At 61.2% G+C, this 18,714-nt stretch carries 18 protein-coding genes and 2 tRNA genes; 5 read left to right on the top strand and 15 right to left on the bottom strand.

From position 1 onward, the window contains the following. Positions 1–40: 40 nt before the first annotated feature. From AUL36_RS21175 to hglS, 4 genes are all read right to left on the bottom strand, one after another. The gene (locus tag AUL36_RS21175) at positions 41–949 is read right to left on the bottom strand and encodes a LysR family transcriptional regulator (RefSeq protein ID WP_062224001.1); all 909 of its coding nucleotides are present in this window, start codon (positions 947–949) and stop codon (positions 41–43) included. Between the two features lie 122 nt (positions 950–1,071). Continuing rightward, on the bottom strand, positions 1,072–2,610 hold the full coding sequence (gene amaB / locus AUL36_RS21170; protein WP_062223999.1) for an L-piperidine-6-carboxylate dehydrogenase: 1,539 nt from the start codon (positions 2,608–2,610) through the stop codon (positions 1,072–1,074). A gap of 38 nt (positions 2,611–2,648) precedes the next feature. Beyond that, entirely contained in the window at positions 2,649–3,932 is a 1,284-nt protein-coding gene (locus AUL36_RS21165) for an NAD(P)/FAD-dependent oxidoreductase (RefSeq protein WP_062223997.1), read from the bottom strand. Positions 3,933–4,077: 145 nt separating this feature from the next. Then, entirely contained in the window at positions 4,078–5,478 is a 1,401-nt protein-coding gene (gene hglS, locus AUL36_RS21160) for a 2-oxoadipate dioxygenase/decarboxylase HglS (protein WP_062223995.1), read from the bottom strand. Between the two features lie 305 nt (positions 5,479–5,783). Here hglS and AUL36_RS21155 point away from each other — a divergent pair, with 305 nt between their 5' ends. From AUL36_RS21155 to AUL36_RS21145, 3 genes are all read left to right on the top strand, one after another. Further along, positions 5,784–6,365: a YqaA family protein gene (locus AUL36_RS21155; RefSeq protein WP_062223993.1), complete on the top strand. Its 582-nt coding sequence runs from the start codon at positions 5,784–5,786 to the stop codon at positions 6,363–6,365. Between the two features lie 64 nt (positions 6,366–6,429). Next, on the top strand, positions 6,430–7,026 hold the full coding sequence (locus AUL36_RS21150) for a phosphatase PAP2 family protein (protein WP_062223991.1): 597 nt from the start codon (positions 6,430–6,432) through the stop codon (positions 7,024–7,026). Between the two features lie 345 nt (positions 7,027–7,371). Next, a complete protein-coding gene (locus AUL36_RS21145; protein WP_062223989.1) occupies positions 7,372–8,166 on the top strand; it encodes a hypothetical protein in 795 nt (264 codons plus the stop codon). A gap of 172 nt (positions 8,167–8,338) precedes the next feature. On the opposite strand, the gene AUL36_RS21140 is transcribed toward AUL36_RS21145, so the two are convergent. Beyond that, a tRNA-Pro gene (locus tag AUL36_RS21140) sits at positions 8,339–8,415 on the bottom strand. Between the two features lie 172 nt (positions 8,416–8,587). Here AUL36_RS21140 and AUL36_RS21135 point away from each other — a divergent pair. Then, positions 8,588–8,662 (top strand) — tRNA-Gln (locus tag AUL36_RS21135). Positions 8,663–8,811: 149 nt separating this feature from the next. After that, positions 8,812–9,231 (top strand): hypothetical protein, encoded by a 420-nt coding sequence (locus AUL36_RS24020; protein WP_156418517.1) that lies wholly within the window; start codon positions 8,812–8,814, stop codon positions 9,229–9,231. A gap of 589 nt (positions 9,232–9,820) precedes the next feature. On the opposite strand, the gene AUL36_RS24015 is transcribed toward AUL36_RS24020, so the two are convergent. The 10 genes from AUL36_RS24015 to AUL36_RS21080 all read right to left on the bottom strand — a co-directional run. Beyond that, the gene (locus AUL36_RS24015) at positions 9,821–11,593 is read right to left on the bottom strand and encodes a hypothetical protein (protein WP_156418516.1); all 1,773 of its coding nucleotides are present in this window, start codon (positions 11,591–11,593) and stop codon (positions 9,821–9,823) included. Between the two features lie 247 nt (positions 11,594–11,840). Further along, a complete protein-coding gene (locus tag AUL36_RS21120) occupies positions 11,841–14,324 on the bottom strand; it encodes a hypothetical protein (RefSeq protein ID WP_062223982.1) in 2,484 nt (827 codons plus the stop codon). Positions 14,325–14,336: 12 nt separating this feature from the next. Then, complete coding sequence (locus AUL36_RS21115) at positions 14,337–15,953, bottom strand: terminase large subunit (protein WP_082655995.1); 1,617 nt, start codon at positions 15,951–15,953, stop codon at positions 14,337–14,339. Then, a complete protein-coding gene (locus tag AUL36_RS21110) occupies positions 15,925–16,326 on the bottom strand; it encodes a phage terminase small subunit P27 family (protein ID WP_192843883.1) in 402 nt (133 codons plus the stop codon). The genes AUL36_RS21115 and AUL36_RS21110 overlap by 29 nt, the downstream gene beginning before the upstream one ends. Continuing rightward, positions 16,323–16,643 (bottom strand): phage head closure protein, encoded by a 321-nt coding sequence (locus tag AUL36_RS21105; RefSeq protein WP_062223975.1) that lies wholly within the window; start codon positions 16,641–16,643, stop codon positions 16,323–16,325. Before AUL36_RS21105 ends, AUL36_RS21110 begins: the two co-directional genes overlap by 4 nt. Beyond that, on the bottom strand, positions 16,640–17,104 hold the full coding sequence (locus tag AUL36_RS21100; RefSeq protein ID WP_062223973.1) for a DUF3168 domain-containing protein: 465 nt from the start codon (positions 17,102–17,104) through the stop codon (positions 16,640–16,642). Before AUL36_RS21100 ends, AUL36_RS21105 begins: the two co-directional genes overlap by 4 nt. Further along, entirely contained in the window at positions 17,101–17,475 is a 375-nt protein-coding gene (locus AUL36_RS21095; RefSeq protein ID WP_062223971.1) for an HK97-gp10 family putative phage morphogenesis protein, read from the bottom strand. The genes AUL36_RS21100 and AUL36_RS21095 overlap by 4 nt, the downstream gene beginning before the upstream one ends. After that, positions 17,475–17,756: a head-tail connector protein gene (locus AUL36_RS21090; protein ID WP_082655993.1), complete on the bottom strand. Its 282-nt coding sequence runs from the start codon at positions 17,754–17,756 to the stop codon at positions 17,475–17,477. The genes AUL36_RS21095 and AUL36_RS21090 overlap by 1 nt, the downstream gene beginning before the upstream one ends. Before the next feature lie 98 nt (positions 17,757–17,854). Beyond that, entirely contained in the window at positions 17,855–18,355 is a 501-nt protein-coding gene (locus tag AUL36_RS21085) for a hypothetical protein (protein WP_062223967.1), read from the bottom strand. After that, the coding region (locus tag AUL36_RS21080) for a phage tail protein (protein WP_062223965.1) at positions 18,355–18,714 on the bottom strand (360 nt) is incomplete at its 5' end. The genes AUL36_RS21080 and AUL36_RS21085, both read right to left, overlap by 1 nt.

The following is an 18,714-nucleotide window of genomic DNA, read 5'->3' as shown; positions in this document are numbered from 1 at the left end:
GCCGCACGCCATCTCTTCCTGCCGACGTGCCATGCCGCCGTCAGGTGATCGGCTCGCTCGCCTTCGTGACAGCAGCGAGCCAGTCCCGAAAAGCCTTGAGCGGCGGGAATGGATCACGCTCCTTCGGCCAGACGAGATGATAGGCTTCCGCAGAGCGCATCGGCCGATCGAAGAGCGGTACGAGTTCGCCGCGCTCGATCTCCTTGGCGATGAGAAAGCTGGGAAGGAGTGCAACGCCCAATCCCACCATCGCCGCTTGTGCGATGGTCGCGAACTGGTCGAACAACATGCCCGTGACGCCATCGGTCGCGACATCATGGGCCGCGAACCATTGCTCCCAAGCCGCCGGGCGCGACGTGATATGGAGGAGCGGAAGCTGTCGAAGCGCGGCCGGATCGCCATTCGCCGGATGCCGCGCGGCAAAGTCCGGGCTGGCGACCGGCACCACCTCCTCCGCCATCAGTTCGAGATGATGCGTACCGGGCCAGTTGGGCACGCCGAAATGAATGGCCGCGTCCATCGTGTCGAGCCGGAAATCGAACTCCACGAGACGCGTCGCGAGATTCATCGTGATCCCCGGGTTCGACGCCAGAAAATCGGGTAGCCTCGGCGCGAGCCACCGCGTTCCGAAGGTCGGCAGGATCGCGAGATTGAGCGTGCCGCCGAACGGGTTGGCCCGAATATTGAGCGACGCCGTCGATATGCGCCGCAACGCATCCCTGATATCGCGGGAATAGGCCTCGCCCGCCGGCGTCAGCCGAACCGTCTGGCGCTCGCGCAGGAACAGCTGGACGTTGAGCTGGTCTTCCAACGCCTTAATCTGCCGGCTCACGGCGCTCTGCGTCAGGCTCAGCTCGTAGGCGGCTGCCGTGAAACTGCCGGTTCGAGCGGCCGCTTCGAAGGCGCTGAGCAAGCTGATGGAAGGAAGAAAGCGGCGCGGTGTCTGCATGGCCCATTCCAGAACGGAATGAGGTGGGACGCAAGATCGCTTCTTTCGACGATACGCTGGGAAACGGAACGGCAGGCGGCGTCTGGAGCCGCCTGCATCGTCTACAACAAACCGACTCAGGCTCACGCCGAGCCACCGTCCACATCGAACTTGACTCCCTGCGCCAGCGGCAGCGAATGGCCGTAATTGATGGCGTTGGTCTGGCGGCGCATATAGGCCTTCCAGGCATCGGAGCCGCTTTCGCGCCCACCGCCCGTTTCCTTCTCGCCGCCGAAAGCGCCGCCGATCTCTGCGCCCGACGTGCCCATATTGACATTGGCGATGCCGCAATCCGAGCCGGACGCCGACAGATAGCGCTCGATCTCGCGCATGTCGGTGCCGAAAATGGACGAGGACAGGCCTTGCGGAACGCCGTTTTGAAGCGCGATGGCCTCGTCGAGATCGCGATATTTGAGGACATAGAGGATGGGCGCGAAGGTTTCTTCCACCACAGGCCCGGTCTGCGCAGGCATCTCCACCAGCGCCGGGCGCACGTAGAAGGAAGCGTCGCCATTGACATCGACGCGCTCGCCGCCCGTCACCGTGCCGCCGACGGCGGTTGCTGATTGAAGCGCTGTCTGCATCGCCTCGAAGGCCGCGCCGTCGATCAACGGCCCGACCAGCGCGTCCGAGGTCAGCGGATCGCCGACCGAGATCGAGCCATAGACGCGCTTCAAGCGTGGCACGAGCGTGTCGTAGATGCTTTCATGCACGATCAGCCGGCGCATCGTGGTGCAGCGCTGGCCCGCCGTGCCCATGGCACCGAAGGCGACGGCCCGCAGCGCGAGGTCAAGATCGGCCGAAGGCGTGACGATCGACGCGTTGTTGCCGCCGAGCTCCAGAATGGCACGTGCGAAGCGGCGCGCGAGCCGCTCTCCCACCGCCCGGCCCATGCGGGTCGAGCCCGTGGCCGAGACCACCGGCACGCGCGCATCGTCCACCAAGGCTTCGCCCACCGCGCGCTCGCCCAAAAGAAGCGTGGAGAGACCGGCCGGCGCGTCCCCGAACCGGGCGGCCGCCTTTTCGAAGATGGCCTGTGTGGCGAGCGCGGTGAGCGGCGCTTTCTCGGACGGCTTCCACACCACGGCATCGCCGCAGACGAGGGCAAGGGCCGCGTTCCAAGACCAGACCGCCACCGGGAAATTGAAGGCGGAGATGACTCCGACGACGCCCACCGGATGCCATTGCTCGGTCAACTTGTGATCGGCCCGCTCGGACGGGATGACGAGACCGTAGAGCTGGCGCGACAGGCCGACCGCGAAGTCGCAGATGTCGATCATCTCCTGAACTTCCCCGAGCCCTTCAGAGGGCGCCTTGCCCACCTCCAGCGATACGAGACGGCCCAGCGCATTCTTATGCGCGCGCAGTTCTTCGCCGAGCAGGCGAACCAGTTCGCCGCGCCGGGGCGCGGGCACGCGGCGCCAGCTCAGATAGGCTTCGTGCGCCCGGCCGATCGCCTCGCCCACCGCTCCGGCCTCCATCATCGGCACGGAGGCCAGAACCGAACCGTCCACCGGCGAGACGACCTGACGCGCGCCCGATGTAAACGCTGCCTCCGGCACGCCGAGTTCGGACAGGAGGCTCTGCGCCTCGGCGCGAAGGGAAGCGTGCGTATCGGTCATAGTCGGATCGATCCTGTCAATTATAGGAGAGTTCAAGGTCACAGGCGCGCGCCCGCGAAATGGGCGACCTGCGCGCCGACGTCGTAATAGGCCTCGCGAAGCGCGCGATGGCGCACGTCTTCGGCTGGCGTCACCGGCAACGGAAGATCGGCTTCACCGATGCGGTCAAGCATGAGATCGGCTAAGCAGCGGCCGAACACGGTTCCGGGCGCGATGCCCCGTCCGTTATAGCCGCTGAAGGAGATGACGTCCCGCCCGAGCTTATGAAAGCGCGGCAGGCTGTTCTCGGTCATGCCGATCTGGCCGTACCAAAGATATTCGAAACCGATCCCGCGCAACTGCGGAAAGAGCTTGGCGAGCGCCCGCTGTCCCCAGTCGCGGTGGATCGCGTGGCCCGGCCCGCGCAGCGCGCCGACCGAGCCGAAAACGAGCCGCCCTTGCCGATCGAAGCGGAAAGAGCTCAAGATCTCTCTGGTGTCCCATGCGCCCTGCCGCTCTGGCAGGATCGAGCGCCGGAGCGCTTCATCCAGCGGAGGCGTCGCCATGTTGAAATAGGGCAGATGCACCTGCTCGCGGCGCACCTCCGGCCAGATGCCCTTGGCGTAGGCATCCGTCGCAACCACCACGCGCCGCGCACGCACGACGCCGTTCGGCGTGTGCAGCCGCCATTCCCGGCCCTCGTCGGCGGCCGAGACGACAGGGCTCGACGTGAACATCCGTGCCCCCACCGTGATGGCGGCTTGGGCCAAGCCGCGCACATAGGCGAGCGGCTGGATCGTGCCGGCGCGCTCATCCCACAGCGCCCCGGCATAGGCGGATGTGCCGACCTTGGCAGCCGTTTCTCTTGCATCGAGCAGACGCACCGGCGCGCCCCGCGCGCGCCACTGACGCTCGCGCTCCCGGAGTTCGGCCAGCCCCTTGGTGCCGACGGCGCAATGCAGCGTTCCCTGCCGCTCCACCTCGCAAGCGATGCCGTGCCGCTCGACCAGTTCGAACACCGTGCGAGGCGCATCGCCCAAAAGGCGAAGCAGGCGCTCGCCATGCGTCTGGCCCAGCGCGGCCGGCAGATCATCGGGCATCACCCACATGCCCGCGTTGACGAGCCCGACATTGCGCCCCGAGCCGCCGAAGCCGATCTCCTCGGCTTCAAGAACGGCGACAACGGCTCCGCCCTCCGCCAGATGCAGCGCCGCCGAGCAGCCGGTGAAGCCTCCGCCGATAACCGCCACATCGACGGACAGTTCTCCCGTGAGTGCGCTCGTGTGCGGCGGCGGAGGCGCCGACGCCTCCCAGAGCCCATGGCTGCGCGGGTCGTTTTTCACGGCAATCGACCTTTCGGCATCCTGAAAATCACGTTGCGCGAATGGGCAGGGCGGAATCCTGTACCTGCAACGAACGCGACGTTTTCGAAAGCGACAGGTGCGAGAAACGCCTCGTGCGCCGGAATGAGCCGACTACCCATCCGCCTTACGCCGCGCTGTCGTGCATGTTGCGGCGAAGCGCGGCCCGCACCTCGGCGATCGCCCGCGCCTCCGCCTCCTCATAGACCGCGAACTCATCGGCAACCGGCGCGCCGAGCGCCTGAACAAAGGCCTCCTTGCTGGCATGGCCGGCATAGCTGCGCTGCTCTTCGCCGCCGAGATTGGATTGGAAGATGCCAGCGGCCGAAACAGGCAGAAAATCCTCGTAGACGATCGGATAGGCTTCGACGTAACCCGCCACCTCCAGCGCCTCCATCGACAGGGAGTCCAATCCTGCGGACGCGGTGCTCCGGCCCTTGTCAGTCAGGACGAAGCGGAAATAGCCGAGGCCCTCGCGGCGAAGCGTCTCATAATCGTCCGGGAAGGCGGCGAACGCCTCGGCCAGACGCGTGGCGTAGTCGGCCCCCGCATTGCCCTGCCCGCCGGCATCGCGCACCTGCGCCAGAAGCCGATCGTAAAGGGCGCGGCCCTTTCGCGTCAGCGCCAAGCCGCGCTGCTCGATTTCACCGAAACGGGCCGTGTGCGTGCCCGCCTGGCCCTCTCCTTCGCCTCGAAAGACGACAGGTTCTTCCAGCGCCTTGAAGCTCGTCTGGCGCAGAAGGATGGGGCAGCGCCGTGTCGGCGGCCCCTCGATCACGTCCTTCGCCGCGATCCCGCGCGCCGGCATCTCGGCCTGCACGGCGTCGATGTCGAGCGTGCGCGGCGTCAGATGGTTGATATGCGGGCCCTTGAAGCACACGACGTCGGCGATCAGGCGATGGACCTTGGAGAGGCGGTGGTACGTGTCCGCATCGACGGTGGCTTCGCGGTGCCAGCGGAAGGTCTCCACCGCCTCGCGCACAAAATCGTCGGCCTCTTCGGATGTCAGCCCGCCCGATGCTTCGAACCGTTCGATCAGGGCCAGCGCCCCAGGCGTGAAGATGCGCCGGCGCGACAGGATCGCGGCGGCCTCGCTCCGCAGCTTTTCTTTCTCGATCAGATCGAGGCGCAGCAGCGAGGTGAAGACGCGAAACGGATTGCGGGCGAGATTTTCCTCGCGCACCGGACGGAAGGCAGTGGAATGCACGGGCACGCCGGCTACCGACAGATCGTAATAGCCGACCGGCTCCATGCCCATCACGGCAAAGAGCCGGCGCATGGTGAAGAGTTCCTCCGCCGTGCCGAGGCGGATGGCGCCATGGCGCTCCAGATCGATCCGCTCCAGATCGTCGGTCCGCTCGAGATCGGCTTTCAGCGCGGGATCAGCGGCCAGCGTCGCCGCGTTCACGTCCGCGACGAGCGCCATCAGCGTGCCATACTGGGGCACCTCCGAACGGTACATATCCGACATGGTGCGCGAGAACCGCGTTCGAATGTCGTCCGCCGTGGCGAAATGCGCGTCGCTCAACAGATCATCCTTTCAAGGCCGACGAAGAGGGTTCGAGCCGGTTCAGACGGGGCAGGTCGGGCGCCATCTTGGCCGAGCCAGCCCGCTTCTCAAACGATGTTAGCACATGAGGTCATGCCGCCAGCGAATGATACAGGACATTCGTGAAGCCGCTCCGCACCTCGAAATGACCGATCTTCGGAATCGATCGTACCCTCATCACGCCGGCATAGATCTTCCGTGAACGGAGCGGGACAAGGGACAACTCGATTGCGGATCGGCGCCTCCGTGATAAGTCGGACTGATCAACGACTGAAGGGAGCCCCATGCTCCGATCCCTCTACGACTGGACCATGCGTTTGTCGGCAACGCCCAGGGCCGCCTATGCGCTCGGTGCGGTTTCCTTTGCCGAGAGTTCGTTCTTTCCGATCCCGCCCGACGCCCTTTTGATTCCGATGGTGATCGCAGAGCGGCGGCGGGCCTGGTCGCTTGCCTTCATCTGCACGGCGACATCCGTTCTCGGCGCCGTTCTGGGATATATCATCGGCGCCTTACTTTTCGAAGAGATCGCCGAGCCGCTTCTCGCCTTCTACGGCTATGGGGGTAAGTTTGCCGACTTCGCGCAGACCTACAACGAATGGAGTGCCTGGATCGTGCTCATGGCGGGTCTGACGCCGTTTCCCTTCAAGGTCGTCACGGTGGCGAGCGGCGCGACCGGGCTCGATCCCTTCGTTTTCATCCTGTCGAGCATCGTGGCGCGGGGCATCCGCTTCTACGCCGTGGCCGCCCTGCTCTATCGCTTCGGGCCGCCCGTCCGATCGTTCGTCGAAAAGCGCCTCGCCATGGTCTTCACGCTCGGCATTATCGCGGTTCTGGGTGGCTTCGCCGCGCTTCGACTGGTGATATGACCCGGCGGCCGCCGAACTTTTTCGGATATCCGACTGAAACCGCCCGCTAGGAAGACGTTCGCCTATGAACGCACTCGATCAAACCTTGTTTGCCGCGATCAATGCCGGATCGCCGAGCTGGGACAAAACGGCATGGGTGGCCTATGTCGCGGCTCGCTACGTCGTTCTGCTCATCCCCCTCCACCTTGCGATCCTATGGTTGGCTGGCACGCACCACGTTCGGCGACAGGCGCTGACGTTGGCCAGCGCCCTTTTGATCGCGATCGCCATCAGTTTCGCGATCGGCGCGCTCTTTCCGACCCCGCGTCCGTTCCTGATTCCGCTCGGCCATCAGTTGATCGCGCATCGGGAAAGCCCATCCTTCCCTAGCAACCATGGGCTCGTGATGTTCACCTATGCCGCTGCGATGCTGGCGCTGCGGCACTGGCGCCACGCCATATGCATCGGTATCGCCGGCCTGATCGTCGCTTGGTCCCGCATCTATCTCGGTATCCACTTCCCGCTCGATATGGTCGGCGCTCTTATCCTCGCCATCGGCGCAACATGGATGGCTCACTCGATCGATCGACGCTTCGGCCGGTCAGCGACACTGTTGCTCGAACGCGGATTCGAGCAGGCGATCGTCCGGACCACCCTTTGGGTCATCAGGGGGCGAGGCTAGAAACCCATGGCGGGCGTTTGCAGGCAGCCCAACCGCCGCTGCTCCATCGACGTCGCATCAGGTGGAGTCGGCCGCGACCGCTTCGTTTCGAACAACCAAGCCGGAGATAACGTCGGATGGATGTGGGTTGCGGAGCGGCGTGGCACGTCCCACGTTCCGTCTCTAGCGTCCTTGAGGAAGGGGGCGCGTTAAGCAACTGCGAGAGAAGCGGCCACTTGATCCCGAGGCTTCCGGTTGGTCTTATTGAAGTGCGGAGAGGTCCAGGCGGGGCAAGCCGGGGACCCTTCTTGGTTCCAGCCGGCAGCCTGCCGTGCGCTGCTCCTTCCGATACGGAGGGGAATCGCAATGGAATGGCTGCTCGCGATCGGGAGCGCAGTTGTGGGCTTCCTCGTCGGGCGCACGATATCGAAAGGCGGCGAGGCTCAGATGCGAGCCGCGTTCGAGAAGACCGAGCGGGACCGGATCGAGGCCGAGGTCAGATATCTCTATGAAATCCGTCGCGGTCTGGCGCAGGCGCTGTTCGCAGACGATCCGCAGGCGCTGCTTGACGCGCACGCGACCGTCGCCGATTTCCAGCGCCTCGTCCGGGACGGACCGAAGGAGCGCATCGAGGCGGAGCGCACGGCCTTGGCGCTGAAATACCCGCGGTTCGAGGAGTTCGATCTCTTCGGTCTTCGTCACTTCGTCCCGACCGATCCGCAGCAGTACGAACGACGGGAGATCGTCGAGCGGTACGTCGATGTCGGGAAATTCGGCACGATCATGGAGGGCGACCGGTACATGGCGGCCGCGTGGAAAGAGGAGCACCTGGCACGGGACAGGCAGGTGCTGGAGCGAGCGATCGAGCGGGCATTCGATCACAACACCATCTCGGCGACGAAGGAGGCGATGGGGCGCTACTACGCTTGGCGCCGGCCGGACGATGTGCTCGACGCCGTCTACGAGGACCGGGACTATCGTGTCGAGCGACTCTTTCGCCAGTACACGCCGGAGAACGAGTACGGTGTGACGCAGAAGGCGAACGGGATACGGACCATCTACTCCGTATACGTCTGGGACGACGGATCGGGGAAGGTGTTGCACAACTACCGGCTGTCCGACGAACGGTTCGGGGACGGACGGCACATGTTCGACCGGTAGCGGAATTTGAGCCCCGGAATCGCTCTCCTCGACTCGCATCCGAGCCCAGGCGCGGGCCGGACCACGGGCTCAAACCTCGACCTGGGTCGGGGTTTCGTTCGGCTTATCATTCTTCTGAAAGGTCAGGCACCGGGAATGCCCATTAAATTTGCAACCAGATCAGTAGGTTGCGTGGTCGGAGTGGCAGGATTTGAACCTGCGACCCCCTCGTCCCGAACGAGGTGCGCTACCAGGCTGCGCTACACTCCGTGGCCGAGTGGGGATATAGCCAACGGCTCCTGAGTCGGCAACATCTTTCTACGTCTCCGCAAGAGATTTCTCGATCGCCTTGGAGAGGGCGATCGAGACGTTTCAAACGCTCATGCCAGTTGCCAGATCGTCCAAGCCCGACTATAGAGGCGTTGCACTGATCTTGGTCCTTTGGGGCGTAGCCAAGCGGTAAGGCAGCGGTTTTTGGTACCGCCATCCCCTGGTTCGAATCCAGGCGCCCCAGCCATCGACGTAAAATCGTTGTTTTTCAATAGGTTACGGCTTCTGCTACTTGGTCATGTGTACCAGTCACATGCGCTAGTGAGGCTGCCTCCGCATTGCAGGAATCACTTGATGCGTGTGATGTAACGACGCAATTCAACCACTGTGGGTACAATGCGTCGCTTCACCCTTCTTGCAGCTTTGGCTGCCGCACCTCTCACCCTCTCCGGCTGCCAGACTGCCGAGTTCAATCAAACTGCAATGGATCGCCAACGGCCAGCCACCGAGGCTGAAGTGAATGGTGTCCTCAAAGGCATGAGAGATAGCCTACGCGATCCCTACTCAGTACGAGACGCGGAAATTTCCAATGTGTTCGAACTGAAATCGGTTGGATCGCAGCCCGACCAGCATGTCTGCGTTAAAGGAAACACACGCAACGGGTTCGGTGCATACACAGGCCGTCAAACCTATCTTGTCTACTTACGAAATGGGGTCGCCTTCGGCGTGAATCAGGATATTTTCGCTCAGTCGCTCTGCAATCGGGTCGGTGGCTATCGGCCGTTTACCGAAGTACGTCGCTTGAGCGAGCTTTAATCTGCGTGGGAAGTTAGTCATACGCCCGATTGGGACGACTTACCCGCCTTCGAACCGCGTGAACGGAACGCACGTCGAACAATTATCCCCAACTGCGTCGAAATATTTCAAAAGGGCAGAAATTTCCGTGAACGCCTTTTCGCTCTAAGGCTACAAAAACTTATCCACAGGTTTTTCCACAGGCTATCCACAGGGTTTCAACCGATTCGAGGCTCTGATCTGTGGATACTGCGTTTCCTGAGTTTCCGTCCTGTATTTGGCTGTGCTAGATCGGAAGGGTCGATAGGGTGGGCAGCCTGCCAGCTCACTCCCACCCCACAGTCGACTAACATGTGGACCCCTTCCAAAAGGGTCACGGGCGCACCTAGCCCTTCCAAAAGGCTGGCTCTGCCAGGGCGGTACGGTCTCCACAACCGTGCCGCCTTTTCCGATTCCCTATCAGGGAAATCGGATTTCGGAAAGTCGGAATCATCCGACGTGATCCAAGCCGTCGATAATTTCATCAAGCGTGTAGCCGGCGAGTTCACTCAGCTCTTGCTTAGATAGCGCCGTTACACTCCCAACGTCAGTTCTGATCGCCAGCGCCCTCTCAGAACGCTGTGCATCGGCTAGGAAACTTGCGAGCGGCAACACGGCAGCGGCTGGGACGATCTGCGGCGACGGCATCATATTGACGAAAGTTACGTGGTGGCCCTCGCGGGCTTCCTGCTCTCCCCCGCCTTCGAAGCTCGACGCCGGGAAGACACCCCAATTCGCAAGAACGAGATTTGCAGCTTGAGCGTCGAATGACTGCGCGAGCCCAAGGGCCGTCGCAGCGCTTGCAAGCTTGCGACCTAATGCGAAAAAGGCGTCGTCGGGAATGCTGATAACTTCCGGGGAATTCACGGTCACAAGCTCCTGCGTGGTTTTCAGAAGCTTTATGATTCAACCCAGCTTGAGGTTCAACAGTTTTTGTTCCGAAATTTAAAGAATTATTTACCGGATAAGTCAGCGCTGATTTATCTTTTACTTCGGTTCCTGCTTTTGAATTACGACAGGAACCCTGTAGGTTCTCCACACGCCATAATTCGAAGAGAGCTTTAGCTTGGCCTCGAAGGTTCTCGGTTCCAGTGACAAGCCGGCCGGGAACAACGGACGCCGTATGACGAGCGGTCTTGAGACCATAAGAGTGAAGCCAAAAATCATCAGGACGGCGAAAGTCGGAGAAGTCCACTTGTCGCTCGCCGCGTCGTTTCGGCTTCCAGTCCTTTCCGCCGGCCGCTGCAAGGGCTTCTCCGACGATAGGTGCCTCTACCCGTTTGAACGCGAGTTCGCCGTGAATGTGAGGTCGGTCGGCCTTGCTGGTCTTGGCTTCCACAACGAACACGAAATCACGAGGTTCGCCGGGAAGGCGCTTTCGAAGTTCAAGGGCGACGCGCGCGGCGACGTAGCGGGCGAACTTACCGGAGGCTATCGCCTTCGCACGGATCCGATCGGAGAATTCCAGCGAGAAGGCGTAAACCTCGCGTTCCAGATCAGCAACGAGCGCCCGGTGATAGGCTAGTGCAACGCCACGCTCGTCTAGGTCTCGCCAGCGCGGAAGTGAACGCCGGGTGATTGCAACGAGCGAGTTCGGCGACGTGTAAGTCTGGCCGTGGGTGAACGTCAGGCTCGGCGTAGGAATATCTACGTCTGCAAGTAGATCGTCGGAAGGATCGGCCGGGAGTGGTGCTGCTTCGCGGTTCTTCGTAGCGTTGACCGCTGCGAGGATAGTTTGAACCGACGAGGGAGCCCGTGCTGGCGTCTGCGCGTGAACGATCGGCGCGGGCTCAACGAGGTCTTGCGAAGCGAGCGCGGCGTCAAGCTCTTCGATGTTGAGAACGTAGGGGTCAGAAAGGTCTATACCCTTTAATACAGGCAAGACACCCGACGAGGGGTTAGCGAACGTACCGGGAGAGTCCTCAACGCCCTGCCCTACAAGGGTTTCGCACGGGCTAGCTGCGCTTGCCTGTGCAATGCCAGAATTTAGCGATTTGCCAACTTCGGCTGCGAACTCATCGAACGTCGGATCGGCCGTAATCGCGTCCAGTTCATCGAAGAGCGAGGCCAGCTCTTCGGGCGTAGGTTCGTCGTCGCCCTCTTCCTCGTCGCCGAGAAGCTGACGACGGAGACGATCGGCAATTTGTTGAGGCGTCAGCGGAGACACGCTCGGCATAGGCGAGACGGGACTGTCATCGATTGGGTAAGCGAGTTCGTCCAGTTCGGACAACAGGGCTTCAAGCTCGGCGCGCTGTAGGTTTTCCAATTCAACGTCATGTTCGCTTTCATAAGCATCAATACGAATGATGCGAAAACGAACGTCGGCGGAAGCTAAGGACGGCACGGCAAACTCACGAATGATGGTTGCAAACGAAACCGGCGCGACCTTTCAGCCGCGCCGGGCACCATTCGTAGGAGTTGGCATCGTGCCCCGACGCCGTTTGAACGAGATTAGAATCTCACACCCTGCGGCCCCAAGGCAATATATATTTTCGATACGCTTCGTTGTCGTTCGTATTTTCTTCACGTCTCGGCGCACAAAGCGAAATGAAACTGCAACGTAAGTGCAATGCTTAGTGCAACGGCTCGGTTCATCTTCCGCCACGCATGACACCACCCGGTCGCATTGCAGTTCGAAGCTCTTGGGCTACGGTCGCCCGGATTTGAGCGTCAACGGCTTGGGCGATGGTCTTCGCTTGCTTCTCGTCGGCTTCCCTACCCTGCGACCCACCCTCGACGTTCACGGTGATCGCTGGCGCAAGGGTGATGTTGGACGTTGAAGAGCCGCCCATCGGGCTAATACGCGGCATAGGTGGCGCTGATAGAGTAACCGGGATCGATCGCCCATCAGGAAGCGGAACGGCTGCCTCAGGCCCCGCCTCGCCGAAGATTGCGGCACTATGAGAGACACCGCCCTTCGCGAATTTCGGCAACGGCTGCGGTCGGCCGTTTGCAGCAATTCCACCGTCTGCGAAGCCGAAGAGCTTCCCTAGAATGCCTGCGCCCTGCCCTCCGAAGAGCCCGCCGAGCGGCCCTTTGCCGAAGAGCGCGGCTTCGATGGTAGCTTCGGCCAGCATGGATAGCATACGCTGTAACGCCTCTTCGGCTGTGGCGCTGCCGGTGATGATGGAAGAGAAGAACCCGGATACGCCGCTGGCGAGGAAGTCCTGTGCGGCTTTGAGTTCTTCCTGTTTGTGCGCGGCCTTCTCGGCTGCGGTCTCGACTTCTGCCATGCCGGCCGCAAGCTGGCTTAGTTGTGCGCGCTGTTCGGGCGTAAGTGCGATGTGGCGCGCGCTGGCTTGGTTGAGCAAGTCTTGCTCGATGCGCAAGCGGGTCGCGGCGCTCGCCGTCATGCCGTAGGTTTGAATCTCGACATTGCCGTTCGCGATCATCTCGACGGCACCGTTGATAATCTCCCGGTAGCTCGTCGCGAGTTCCCTGTTCTTATCGATTTTGGCTTGAACGCCTTCATCGCGCCCCGGCATGGTTTGCGTCGTGGCACCTAGCGCCGTGCTGATCGCGCCATCAGGGACGCGGCGAAGACCTTCCCACTCGTTGCGCAGGCCACCAAGGTCGTTGCCACGTCGCCGGAGAAGCTGTTCGGCCATTCGGTCTTGCATTGCAGCGTCGAAGAATTCTTCGCCGGTCAGGCCCATCTCACCCATAAGACCGCGCATGGTTTTGGAAACGATCTGGTAGCGCCCCACGGCCGACGAATTGAATTTGTTATCCGGGTGCGCCAGCATCTTCTTTTGAAGTGCCAAAACCTCGTTCAAGGTCATCTGCGTGAGGTTCACGTCGCCGCCCGTGAACTTCCCGAAAGCCAAGGTCTCGTTGTATTTGCGCCCCTTGTCGGTGCCTTCCGCGTACCCGATCAGGTCGAGCATACCCTTCTTAGCAATGGTACGGGCTTCGGCATCGTTGAAGCGGCTAAGCGCGGCCATGCTCGCGGTTTCAGCTTGGCGCGCAGAGGTCACGGGCGGGGTGATTCCAGCAAGCTTGTTCGCTGCGGATTCGGCCGCGGCCCCGAGCCGGTTGATTCCGTTCGCCGCGGTATCGCCACGCGCCGCAAGCGCCTTATCGATCCGCTCGATTTCCGCGTTCGAAGCTTCAACCTGTCTGCGGAGAGGCGTCAGGAAGACTTCCGGTAAAGAGCTTTCATCGATCCGCCGTTGGGCGTTATCGCGGTTTTTTACCGCGAGCGCGCGTGAGGCGAGAAGCGTCTCGGATTGTTGGTTCTGGTAATCCCGGAAGCGATCAAGGAAGATGCCGAGCGCGTCGGTCGCCTCGATAATCGCGCCTTTGAGCCCGGTTCCGATCCGCTTGGACAGTAGGTTGAACTTTCGATCAACCTCGTCAGCCTTATCAATGAAGGCGTCATCCATCACGAGGCCGAAGGAATTCGCTTCGGCAATCATGGTTCGAATGCCGGCCGGCCCAACGCGCAGAAGCTCGTTGAATTGTTCGCCGGCTTCCCCACCGAACATTTCTTCCATCATGCGGATGCGGGCTTGTTTCGGGAAGCGTTGCAGCTTCCCAACAATCTCAGTCAAAAGAGCGGAAGGGTCTTCGATCTTCTTTTTTAGTTGGTCCGCGCTGTATCCAAGCCGCCGAAACGACTCAGCGCCTGTGCCAGCGCCGGTTTCCGCGAACTCATCAACATTGATGTTGAGTTCCTTCATACCGTCAACGAGCGCATCAACGGGCATTCGGAGTTGCGTAGCGACGTGCTGTAGCTCTTGGAATGCCTTGGTCGAGAGACCGGCGCGCCGAGCCTCATTGCCTATGTTGGCAACGCTGGTCACGACTTCGCGGTATTGCGAAACAAGCTGCTCCACGCCGCCGATTGCTAACGCGCCGACAAGCCCCTTCCCGATCGTCCCAAGCGATTGATTGATCCGCGAGGCTGACGATGCCATGCGGTCTTCCATCTCCTTTGCCGAGCGGTCGGCCGAACGCTGCATGTTCTGGAACTGACGAGCGACGAGCTTATCCGCCCGGTCCATCTGCTTTTGCAGACGATCCATCTTCGCTTCAATTTGAACGGATAGGTCGAACTCCGGCGCGCGCGCCATTGATTATAGTCCTTATGAAAAATCAGCCGCCGCGTCGTAGTTCGGGTCAGCCATGGGATTGAGAGGCAGGCGGTTGAAAGCGGCGCGGGAGACGGCCATCCACGCGGCAAAGGCCCCGTCGATGCGAGCGCGCGACTTACCCTTGTGCATGGTGCGAAGGCCGGACGATCCTTCGTAGATCGATACGTTCTCGACATTCCAACGGAGGATTGGGTTCCCACCGTGTCGGAACTTCCGTGCCATAATCGCCCGTTCTAGAACCGCAACGCCTGCGGCCTGCGTCCTGTTGTCGAGCGGCATCGCTGTGGCGACGATACCAAGCTCTTGCAGGCCCAACGCGATTGCCAAGGCGTAGGCGCGATCATAGACGGTCTCAGCGACGTAGAAGCGGTCATGGAGACCGGCTATGTGTTCGACAACTGCTCTGTAGTCGATAACGTCGCCGGGTGTCGGCGTTAGGAACCCTTGTTCGGCCCAAGCGACGTATGGCGCTCTATCCACGTCGCTTTTCTTCCGAAGCTCATTTTCAGGGCAGAAAAAGTGCGGAAGGACGATGAATCCTTCCGGGTCGTCGGGATCGCGCCAAGCCGCGACAACGGCTGTTAGATCGGTCGAGATAGAAGCGTCTAAGGCGACGTAGCAATCTTCGTTGCGGAGGCGCTCGAACACGTCCACGCCAAGCGGTGCCGCGCCCTTGTCATAGGTCGCCATATCCACGAACGGCGATAGGCTCTGATCCTGCCAGATGTTGAGGTTGAGTTGCAGGAATGAAGCCCGTTCGCTCGGTCGGTTCGCGATCTCTCGGGCGTACTGGCGCAGGCCCGCAAGGTCGGGATACCCACATGACAGACCGGGATTGACGCGATGCCAAATTGCTTCATCAGTCCAATCGCAGTCTTTCGGCGCTTCGAAGAGGATTGGGAGGGTCGCGGGGTCATCGATCTCGCCGAGCGCAACGGCGCGGGCGTATTCATATTGCTCCCATGCAATTGAGTTCTGCCCTCGCCCTGCGGTGGTGGTGATGACGTTGAGCGAGCCCGGAGTCTTGATAAGGCCGGTCTTGAGTGCTTCCCATAGGTCGCGTTTCGGCCACGCATGAATTTCGTCCATGAGCGTAAATGTTGGGGTTCGGCCGTGCTGGGTCTTGGCGTCGGCGCTGATAGCCTCAACAATCGAACCGGATCGAAGGTCGCGGAAGCGGTTCCGGTAGTCCGCAATATCGGTGATCGGGATAAGACGCCGGTCGGCGCGGATCATTTCGACAGCCTCTTCAAACGCGATGCGCGCTTGCTTCTGATCCGCTGCCGCGCAAACGATCTGCCCGCGCGCCGTCTTCTCCGGGCCGATGGAATGGAGAAGCGTCAACGCAGCGCCAAGCGTGGTCTTTCGGTTTCCGCGCGGGATCATCGCAAAAACAGTCTTCACGATGCGCGTTCCGTCAGGATGGCGCGGCCCGTAGATGCGGCGAACGATCCGTTCAACCCATGGATCAAGCTGAAAGCGTCGGCCCGGTAGGGTCGATTTGGGATGCCTGAGTTCAAGCAGAAATCGGACGGCGCGTTCCCCGCATCCAAACGGATCAGGAATCGGCGAACCGTCCTCAATCCAGAAAGGAAAGGTCGTCGTCATTTGCTACCTTGAAGGTCGATCGCGCCCGAGAAACCGGCGTCAGGCCGAGTTCACTGCAAAGCTGTTTGTGCCGGATCGCAGCTTCATTCTTGATGCCGGTCGCCGGGTTTCGCTTGAGTTCGCCGCGCGCGTTCGGGATCGTCGCGCCTTCGGCTTCGATCTTCCGGGCCATCGCGACCATGGTTCCGAAAGCATCGCAGCAATTTGCCAAAATGGAGAGGTCAGCGTCTTCAAGGTGGCCGCGCTCGACAAGGATCGGCGCAACGCGCTTCCATTCTCGTTTCGCATCCGTCGAAAGCCAAGCCGGAGGGCGCGGGACGGTGACGATCGGAGACGAGCCGGCCGCGATCTCATTCGGCTTTCGGCCCCTCATGCGCGCGCCTCGCATGTGATTTCGATACCGCGCCGGTCTTCAGTCGGGACGAAAGACACGATCGCGAACGTCTGGCCCGCCATAGTCAGACGATCGGACAGAGACAGGCCGGGAAGACTACGGATGCGCAGGACGACGTTGGACGCATCAATCTCGCTCTTGTCGTCATTCTCGCGCTGGCGACGTTCCTCGACAATCTCAGCGCGGACGGAAGCGAACGGCGTCCATGTTTCGACAATAGCGCCATAACGATCAGTCGTTTGCGTGGCGCGTTCGATCGTAATTCGATGTGCGAGCTTCGAAGCCGTGAGGGTCATTGACGCCACCTTGCGACAGCCTCGACGCTGACGACGGCGTGGCCGTGCTGGCTAGAAGGATCGCGAAAGACGCGAGTGCCTTGATAACGAAAGTCCGCAAAGCTGATTTCCGATGATGTGAGAGGGGTTGAGAAGAGCGCAGAGCGGACGATTCCGGCGAGCTTGGATGCCTCGACGGATGCCTCTTCCTGGGTCCAGATATGAAGGTCGAGCGCGATCGTCGCATGATGACGCGCAAGAGTTAGGTCGTGCGCTATCGTTTGCGGGGTGCCGAACGTGATGGAAGGAAACACGTTCGGATGACGCGGGCCGTCCACGATCGCCGTGGGAGCGAAGATCGCGGCCAGCGTCGGCGACGAAAGAAGGCGCTCACGAATTGCGGCTTGGAGAGCAAGCGCGGGGTCGGCAGGAAGCACGGCATAAGCGGCTTCGATCGCTCCCCGGAGTGTCGAAAGCGTCATAGGCCCCACGCCTTTCGGATCGCTTTACCGCTGGCATTCGCCAACCGCCGCTGAAACTTGTCTCGAAGGAGTCGATAGGCCGGGAAGAGGAACGCTTGCGCGGGTTGGTCCACGGTCCCGAACTCAACCCATCGGGCGTAGAAAGCATCGGCGTTCCCGGCGACGATCTTGCGCGCGAGGTCGTGTTCCCCCTTTACGAAATGAATCGAAGCCTTGAGGTCGCCGGAGTCGGCCGGCGCGAGTGTCACAGCCATGGCGACGAGTTCGCGGGCGCAACGATCCAGCTCCACGTCTAGGGCAGCTTTCACACTCGCGGGGACTGCTTCGAAGCGTTTGCGAAGGCGCGCAAGCTGTTGTTCGGTGCGCGCCATTAGATAGGCCATTCATAGTAAGCCGCAACGAGCCGACGAGCGGTTGCGGGAATGTCCACGACTTCGGAGCCGTCGCCCCGATGCGTGTAGAGATGCGCTGCCGTTAGAAGGATTGCCTCGCGGTAGGCGCTCGCCGCATGTTGGCCTTGAGGAACCTCGTCACGGCCCGTGTAGTCGAGCATATAGACGGTCGCAGCCGCGATCTTACCGGCAAGAAGCGCGTCGTCTTCGTCGTGCTCGATCGTCAATTGCGCTTTCAATTCGGCAACGGAAGGTGCCATTTGGAAAAAATCCCAATTTCAGACAATCACGCGCGGAGGGAACCGCGCCGGTCCTTAGATTTACTTCCAAAATTGTAACACACCCCCGGTTTCGATTGTTAGCCTTTACTTACTGGCCTTCCCCTCAACCTACCCTTCTTTCTTGCGTCTACAGCCTCTTGAATTGCGACCTTAAATGCCTTCCCAGAATTCATCCTGTTGGCTATCGAATAGGGAGGCACATTCACCCTCTTCGCCCATCCGCCGATTGAGTCTTCAATACCATCCATGACATGGATAGCGCCGACACGGCCGCGCCGATCGCGACGGACTGCATTGTCTTTGCGGGTTTGGCTCGCGCATCGATCTTTTAGGCTGGTGAACTTCCCTTCGTCTTGTGCGCGGATGGCATCATCCATGGATCGCTTGACGTGAACAGGGTCGAGTTCCGCCATTTCGCAGACTTCCCGGAAGTCGCGGCTACCGCTATCGAACCATGCACGGGCGGTCGCCCGATCATAAACGGCCTTATAGTCGTCCGCTGTTGAAAGAGCGTCACGAATGGCTTGGCCGACGACGGAGCGCCAAAGGTAGCGCGGATCGAACTCGTCGTCGTCCATTACGATGCCAGCCCGAAATCTTGGCGGAAGACAGCATCGACGGAAGCAAGGCCAGCCCGTAGGCGCGTGACGGTCCAGTCTGCGCAGGTCCAGCGGGTCGGTGTATCCTCGCGGGGTACACGATACAGAAAGGAACGATCGCCGCCGCAATCTTTCAAGAATGCTTCGATTTCGTCAGCATGCTGGCCTTCCATGATTTCCCAACGGAGGGTCGCCACGCGGCGTTGATGGTTGAGGCCGTCGCGAGTCGCTTGGCTGTATCCGTCGCCGAAATTCGTCTTGATGATACGGAGTTCGGGCTTGTCAGCGAGTGTGGAAGGCGCAAAGGCCGGCTTAAAGGTCGGGAGCATCAAGAGCCC

The sequence above is a fragment of the Aureimonas sp. D3 genome (assembly GCF_001463805.1).
Lineage (GTDB): Bacteria > Pseudomonadota > Alphaproteobacteria > Rhizobiales > Rhizobiaceae > Aureimonas > Aureimonas ureilytica_A.
This window is presented reverse-complemented; position numbering and strand designations above follow the sequence as displayed.

Bases quoted from the DNA above. Each gene is read 5' to 3' on its own strand.
- AUL36_RS21175 (WP_062224001.1), bottom strand. From the start codon at position 949: ATGCAGACACCGCGCCGCTTTCTTCCTTCCATCAGCTTGCTCAGCGCC.
- amaB (WP_062223999.1), bottom strand. From the start codon at position 2,610: ATGACCGATACGCACGCTTCCCTTCGCGCCGAGGCGCAGAGCCTCCTG.
- AUL36_RS21155 (WP_062223993.1), top strand. From the start codon at position 5,784: ATGCTCCGATCCCTCTACGACTGGACCATGCGTTTGTCGGCAACGCCC.
- AUL36_RS21150 (WP_062223991.1), top strand. From the start codon at position 6,430: ATGAACGCACTCGATCAAACCTTGTTTGCCGCGATCAATGCCGGATCG.
- AUL36_RS21145 (WP_062223989.1), top strand. From the start codon at position 7,372: ATGGAATGGCTGCTCGCGATCGGGAGCGCAGTTGTGGGCTTCCTCGTC.
- AUL36_RS24020 (WP_156418517.1), top strand. From the start codon at position 8,812: ATGCGTCGCTTCACCCTTCTTGCAGCTTTGGCTGCCGCACCTCTCACC.
- AUL36_RS21120 (WP_062223982.1), bottom strand. From the start codon at position 14,324: ATGGCGCGCGCGCCGGAGTTCGACCTATCCGTTCAAATTGAAGCGAAG.
- AUL36_RS21115 (WP_082655995.1), bottom strand. From the start codon at position 15,953: ATGACGACGACCTTTCCTTTCTGGATTGAGGACGGTTCGCCGATTCCT.
- AUL36_RS21110 (WP_192843883.1), bottom strand. From the start codon at position 16,326: ATGAGGGGCCGAAAGCCGAATGAGATCGCGGCCGGCTCGTCTCCGATC.
- AUL36_RS21105 (WP_062223975.1), bottom strand. From the start codon at position 16,643: ATGACCCTCACGGCTTCGAAGCTCGCACATCGAATTACGATCGAACGC.
- AUL36_RS21100 (WP_062223973.1), bottom strand. From the start codon at position 17,104: ATGACGCTTTCGACACTCCGGGGAGCGATCGAAGCCGCTTATGCCGTG.
- AUL36_RS21095 (WP_062223971.1), bottom strand. From the start codon at position 17,475: ATGGCGCGCACCGAACAACAGCTTGCGCGCCTTCGCAAACGCTTCGAA.
- AUL36_RS21090 (WP_082655993.1), bottom strand. From the start codon at position 17,756: ATGGCACCTTCCGTTGCCGAATTGAAAGCGCAATTGACGATCGAGCAC.
- AUL36_RS21085 (WP_062223967.1), bottom strand. From the start codon at position 18,355: ATGGACGACGACGAGTTCGATCCGCGCTACCTTTGGCGCTCCGTCGTC.